The sequence below is a fragment of the Microbacterium sp. K41 genome (assembly GCF_004794395.1).
In the GTDB taxonomy this organism is placed as follows: domain Bacteria; phylum Actinomycetota; class Actinomycetes; order Actinomycetales; family Microbacteriaceae; genus Microbacterium; species Microbacterium sufflavum.
Map to the genome: position 1 here is coordinate 1 of NZ_SSDO01000061.1, position 4,430 is coordinate 4,430.

At 69.9% G+C, this 4,430-nt stretch carries 7 protein-coding genes; 1 reads left to right on the top strand and 6 read right to left on the bottom strand.

Annotated elements, in window-relative coordinates; all coding sequences use genetic code 11:
• The 4 genes from DW309_RS01015 to infC all read right to left on the bottom strand — a co-directional run.
• On the bottom strand, positions 1 to 541 hold a 541-nt coding region (locus tag DW309_RS01015), incomplete at its 3' end, for a TrmH family RNA methyltransferase (RefSeq protein WP_136044280.1).
• 84 nt (positions 542 to 625) lie between these two features.
• Positions 626 to 1,012, bottom strand: a complete 387-nt coding sequence (rplT, locus tag DW309_RS01020; RefSeq protein WP_017202428.1) for a 50S ribosomal protein L20 — start codon at positions 1,010 to 1,012, stop codon at positions 626 to 628.
• Between the two features lie 31 nt (positions 1,013 to 1,043).
• A complete protein-coding gene (gene rpmI, locus DW309_RS01025; RefSeq protein WP_136034285.1) occupies positions 1,044 to 1,238 on the bottom strand; it encodes a 50S ribosomal protein L35 in 195 nt (64 codons plus the stop codon).
• A gap of 74 nt (positions 1,239 to 1,312) precedes the next feature.
• A complete protein-coding gene (gene infC / locus DW309_RS01030) occupies positions 1,313 to 1,987 on the bottom strand; it encodes a translation initiation factor IF-3 (protein ID WP_136034288.1) in 675 nt (224 codons plus the stop codon).
• A 207-nt stretch (positions 1,988 to 2,194) separates the two neighbouring features.
• Here infC and DW309_RS01035 point away from each other — a divergent pair, with 207 nt between their 5' ends.
• Complete coding sequence (locus DW309_RS01035; protein ID WP_136035894.1) at positions 2,195 to 2,593, top strand: DUF1844 domain-containing protein; 399 nt, start codon at positions 2,195 to 2,197, stop codon at positions 2,591 to 2,593.
• A gap of 18 nt (positions 2,594 to 2,611) precedes the next feature.
• Here DW309_RS01035 and DW309_RS01040 read toward each other — a convergent pair whose 3' ends face one another.
• Together DW309_RS01040 and priA are read right to left on the bottom strand one after the other, a co-directional pair.
• The gene (locus DW309_RS01040; RefSeq protein WP_136035895.1) at positions 2,612 to 3,409 is read right to left on the bottom strand and encodes an SseB family protein; all 798 of its coding nucleotides are present in this window, start codon (positions 3,407 to 3,409) and stop codon (positions 2,612 to 2,614) included.
• Positions 3,393 to 4,139, bottom strand: a complete 747-nt coding sequence (gene priA, locus DW309_RS01045; RefSeq protein ID WP_136034294.1) for a bifunctional 1-(5-phosphoribosyl)-5-((5-phosphoribosylamino)methylideneamino)imidazole-4-carboxamide isomerase/phosphoribosylanthranilate isomerase PriA — start codon at positions 4,137 to 4,139, stop codon at positions 3,393 to 3,395. Before priA ends, DW309_RS01040 begins: the two co-directional genes overlap by 17 nt.
• Positions 4,140 to 4,430: the final 291 nt, after the last annotated feature.

The window sequence follows — 4,430 nt, forward strand, 5'->3', positions numbered from 1 at the left end:
CGACGACATCGGGCAGCTCGGCGCCGACCGACACCGGCAGGTGGAAGAGCGAGCCCGTCGTCGCGCGCACGACCTTCGGGTTGTAGGGGTCGACCGTGCGTCCCGTCAGCACCACGGCGTCCGCTCCTGCGGCATCCGCGGCGCGGATGATGGTGCCCAGGTTGCCCGGGTCGCGCACCTCCTCGCAGATCGCGACCAGCCGGGGCGACGCGTCGAAGATGTCGCGCACCGAGGTCGGGGTCTGCCGCACGACAGCGACGAGTCCCTGCGGGGTGACGGTATCGGCCATCGCGTGCAGCACGTCCTCGGTGACGTATTCGACCCGCACGTCCGCGTCGGCCGCCTTCGCCCGGATGTCCTGATGCCGCTCCCAGCCGCCGGGTGTCGCGAACAGCTCGACGATCGCCTCGGGGCGGTAGGTCAGCGCCTCGCGGACCGACTGCGGTCCTTCCAGCAGGAACAGCCCGGTCTCGGTGCGCGCGCTGCGCTTGGTCAGCTTGGCGACGGCACGGACTCGGGGGGAACGAGGGTTCTCCAGCACGATCTCAGTCTAGGGCGACGACGACGCCCGGAAACGCGGAACGGGCGCCTTCCCGCAGGAAGACGCCCGTTCGGAGCGAGATGCTTACGCAGCCGACTTCGGCGCGTTGACGTCGGAGGGCAGAGCCTTCTTCGCCGTCTCGACCAGCGTGGTGAACGTGGCCGCGTCGTTGACCGCGAGGTCGGCGAGCATGCGACGGTCGACCGTGACGCCCGCGAGGCCGAGGCCCTGGATGAAGCGGTTGTACGTCATGCCGTTCTGACGCGCGGCGGCGTTGATGCGCTGGATCCAGAGGCGACGGAAGTCACCCTTGCGCTTGCGACGGTCCCGGTACGAGTAGACCAGGGAGTGGATGACCTGCTCCTTGGCCTTCCGGTAGAGGCGCGAACGCTGACCGCGGTAGCCGGAGGCGCGCTCGAGGATGACCCGACGCTTCTTGTGGGCGTTGACTGCCCGCTTGACTCTTGCCATTTTCCTGTGTTCCTATCGTGCGTTCGGCGCGTCAGCGACCGAGAAGCTTGTTCGCGACCTTGGTGTCAGCCTTCGACAGCACCTGGTCCTGGTTCAGACGACGGGTGCGACGGCTCGACTTGTGCTCGAGGTTGTGGCGCATGTTCGCCTGCTGCTTCTTCAGCTTTCCGCTGCCGGTGATCTTGAAGCGCTTCTTAGCACCCGAGTGGGTCTTCTGCTTCGGCATCTTCTCTTCCTTCGTGATGGCGCCTTCTCAGGCGACGGTGTCTACCCGCGTTGCGGGAGTTCGTGGGGCGGATGTCACTCCGCGGCGGGTGCGGCCGGGGCGGCCGAGTCGCTCTTGGCGTCGCGGGCAGCCTGCTTGTTCGCCGCACGCTGCGCGTCGCGCACCGCGTTCTGCTCCTGCTTCGCCTCGGACTTGCTCTTGATCGGCGCGACCACCATGACCATGTTGCGGCCGTCGATCGTCGGGTTCGACTCGACGGTGCCGAACTCGGCGACGTCTTCCGCGAACTTGCGCAGCAGGCGCACACCCTGCTCCGGGCGCGACTGCTCGCGACCGCGGAAGAGGATCATCGCCTTGACCTTGTCGCCGGCCTTGAGGAAGCCCTCGGCGCGCTTGAGCTTCGTCGTGTAGTCGTGCGCCTCGATCTTCAGTCGGAAGCGGACTTCCTTGAGGATCGTGTTCGCCTGATTGCGACGCGCTTCCTTCTCCTTCTGGGCGGCCTCGTACTTGAACTTGCCGTAGTCCATGATCTTGACCACGGGCGGCTTCGAGTTCGGGGCGACCTCAACGAGGTCGAGATCGGCTTCCTGTGCGAGACGCAGCGCTGCCTCGATGCGGACAACGCCGATCTGCTCACCCGAGGGGCCGACGAGGCGGACCTCGGGGACTCGGATGCGCTCATTGGTGCGGGGATCGCTGATGCGGAGCTCCTTAGACGATGTGATTCGGCCACCGTGATGCGGATGCATCCCGGGCGAAATCGAACTCGTCTCCCACCCGCCGGCACTCAGACGCCGGCTCCACACCCTGTCTACCGGTCCTCTCGTGACGAGTGAACCGGCGGAGTGCAAGACCCGGTAGCCTGGAACGGCAAGCGCGGGTGGGAAGTGAATCCTCTTTCGTTCCAGAGCATGACGCTCCGGAGCCCGCCAAAGTCTAACAGAAGGCAAGGCGAAGTGACGAACCAGGCACCCGACGAGGCGGCACGCGAGCGCGAAGAGCGCTGGGCACGACAGGAGGAGGCGGCCTCGTCCGCGGTTCGCGACATCGCGGACGTCCCCGCCGTCGAGGTCATCACGACCGCGGCCGTGCACCTCATGAGCGCCGCCGCCGTCAAGCTCGGCCTCGCCGACGAGCCCGACGCGGCCGAACAGCTCGACCTCGACGAGGCCCGCAAGCTCATCAACGCCCTCGCCGGGCTCATCACCGCCGGCGCCCCCGAGATCAGCGACATGCACGCGCGGTCGCTGCGCGACGGCCTCCGCTCGCTCCAGCTCGCGTTCCGCGAGGCATCGACCATCCCCGACCCGATCGGCAAGGGCCCCGGCGAGAAATGGACCGGCCCGGTCACCTGAGCCGGCGCCCGTCGCGGTTCAGGCGCTGCGACGGAGCTTGACCGTGAGCGAGTCCGCGAGCACGGCGATGCGGTCGTCGGCCGCCCAACGCTGAGCCAGACGACCGAGCACGGCGTCGAGCACCTCGCGCTCGAGCCCGTCGACCAGCTCGAGGATCACGACCAGCTCGGGCCCGCGCAGGCGGGCGTCGGGGTCGCCCGCGGCCACGGCCACGTCGATCACCGCGAGCTCGTGCGCGACGCTCTCCTGCAGCGCCGTGAACACCTCGGGCGACAGGAAGCTCGGCTCCCACGCGTGCCCCTGCGCGACCGCCCAGACCGCCGGGCGCCGGATCACGAACTCCGTGTCGGATGTGGGGTCGAGCACGATCAGGTCGGTGTCCTCCGCGGATGCGGCCAGAGCCGCACGCACCGCCTCCACCGGGATCGGTCGCGCCGTCGCGTCCCACCGCTGCATCGCCTCGACCGAGGAGAACACGGGCTGGACGCGCCGGCCGTCGGGCGCCGCGACCGTGACGATCGACAGCTCCTGGGTCTTGTCGACCGCGAGCCCGCTCGGCGCGACCCCCTCTTCGCCCTTCTCCGCGATCAGCGGGATCAGCACGCGCGCGGCGCGGAAGGCGTCGACGACCTCCGCCTGCGATCCCTCGCCCGCCCGGAAGCGCTGAAGGGCGTCGAGCAGGGCGGGATCGGCGGAGCCGTCGTCGGCCGCGTGCGGGTTCGACTCGAAGCTGCGGCCCTCCCACGGAACACCCGCGGAATCGGCGTGGTTGTGCGCCTCCGGGCCGTGGCCGTGGGGGTCAGTCTCCGGCGACATCCAGCGCCTCGGCCAGGGTGAAGGCTCCGGCGTAGAGCGCCTTGCCGACGATGGCGCCCTCGACGCCCAGCGGCACCAGCTCGCGCAGCGCCGCGATGTCGTCGAGGTTGGAGACCCCGCCGGACGCCACGACCGGCTTCGGCGTGCGCGAGGTCACCTCGCGCAGCAGCTCCAGGTTCGGGCCGCGGAGTGTGCCGTCCTTCGTGACGTCGGTGACCACGTAGCGGCTGCAGCCGGCATCCTCCAGGCGCTCCAGCACCTCCCAGAGGTCGCCGCCCTCCTTGGTCCAGCCGCGGGCGGCGAGAGTGGTGCCGCGCACGTCGAGGCCGACCGCGATCGCCTCGCCGAAGCGGCTGATGACGTCGGCCGCCCACTCCGGGTTCTCCAGCGCGGCGGTACCGAGATTGATGCGCGCCGCGCCGCTCTCGAGCGCCGCCTCCAGGCTCGCATCGTCGCGGATGCCTCCGGAGAGCTCCACGTTCACGCCGCGGAACTGCTTGATGACCTTGCGCAGGATCGGTGCGTTGCTGCCGCGGCCGAACGCCGCGTCGAGGTCGACCAGGTGGATCCAGGAGGCGCCCTGCGCGACCCACTCCCCTGCGGCGTCGAGCGGGTCGCCGTAGCTCGTCTCGGTGCCGGCCTCGCCCTGGGTGAGTCGGACGGCCTTGCCGCCGGCGACGTCCACCGCGGGGAGGAGCGTGAGCGAAGGTGACTGCGCGAAGTCGTTCATGGGGTCCTTGGTTCGGGTGTCTCTGCGGCCCGAGCGGGCGCGACACACGAGGCTACCGCGGCGGTCGGCACCCACTCAAATGCATGACGCCGGCCGTCGGTCGCAGCGGCGCCGCCATCCATGCCTGACATTTCGTCGGGTAACATGCTACGGATGTCAGCGCGAGAACCAGGGCCCCCGTCCGAGTACCGACGCGTCCGAGCCGACCAGGAGATCGCCGTCCCCCGCCCCCGGTCCGCCATCCGCGGCTCGGCCGCTCCCCGCCCGGCCGCCGAGTCGTCCGCCTCCCCG

What these genes read in the sequence shown, in the direction of transcription:
- DW309_RS01040 (WP_136035895.1), bottom strand. Translation starts at nt 3,409, where the DNA reads ATGTCGCCGGAGACTGACCCCCACGGCCACGGCCCGGAGGCGCACAAC.
- rpmI (WP_136034285.1), bottom strand. Translation starts at nt 1,238, where the DNA reads ATGCCGAAGCAGAAGACCCACTCGGGTGCTAAGAAGCGCTTCAAGATC.
- rplT (WP_017202428.1), bottom strand. Translation starts at nt 1,012, where the DNA reads ATGGCAAGAGTCAAGCGGGCAGTCAACGCCCACAAGAAGCGTCGGGTC.
- infC (WP_136034288.1), bottom strand. Translation starts at nt 1,987, where the DNA reads ATGCATCCGCATCACGGTGGCCGAATCACATCGTCTAAGGAGCTCCGC.
- priA (WP_136034294.1), bottom strand. Translation starts at nt 4,139, where the DNA reads ATGAACGACTTCGCGCAGTCACCTTCGCTCACGCTCCTCCCCGCGGTG.